The following is a 555-nucleotide window of genomic DNA, read 5'->3' as shown; positions in this document are numbered from 1 at the left end:
TCATGCCTATTTTGAAAATACGATCTCTATATCTTATTTGTTTCTAATTAGTGTTCTTTTCCCACTTGTTATTAATTAAGCGCCACTCCCAATTTTAAATGTACTTAGGAAAAAACCATGAGTCAAAATGGTAAGTTTAATATTACTCGGCGTGATGCTTTAAAGGGCGGTTCTGCACTTGGCGCTTTAGCGTTAGCAGGAAACGCGCTTTCTCTCCCGTTCGCAACTAAAGCGGTTGCCAAAGAAACGCCAGCAAAACCAAACGAAAAAATTGTCTGGTCGGCATGTACCGTAAACTGTGGTTCTCGTTGTCCGCTTCGTATGCACGTGGTCGACGGTGAAATCAAATGGGTAGAAACCGATAACACGGGTGATGATGTGTACAACCACAATCACCAAGTTCGCGCTTGTTTGCGTGGTCGCTCTATGCGTCGCCGTGTTTACTCGCCAGACCGTTTGAAATACCCACTTCTTCGCGTTGGTAAACGTGGTGAAGGTAAGTTCAAACGCATTACTTGGGACGAAGCCTTTGACCTCATCGGTGACAATCTAAAA

General features: G+C 44.0%; 1 protein-coding gene. It reads left to right on the top strand.

Annotation, left to right across the window (positions count from 1 at the left end):
* Positions 1 to 117: 117 nt before the first annotated feature.
* A partial coding sequence (locus R7E78_RS29420; RefSeq protein WP_318059057.1) for a molybdopterin-dependent oxidoreductase occupies positions 118 to 555 on the top strand: 438 nt, incomplete at its 3' end.

It is taken from the genome of Vibrio sp. YT-19(2023), assembly GCF_033337395.1.
Note: the sequence above shows the minus strand (reverse complement) of the source record. Positions and strands in the feature narration are given on the sequence as shown.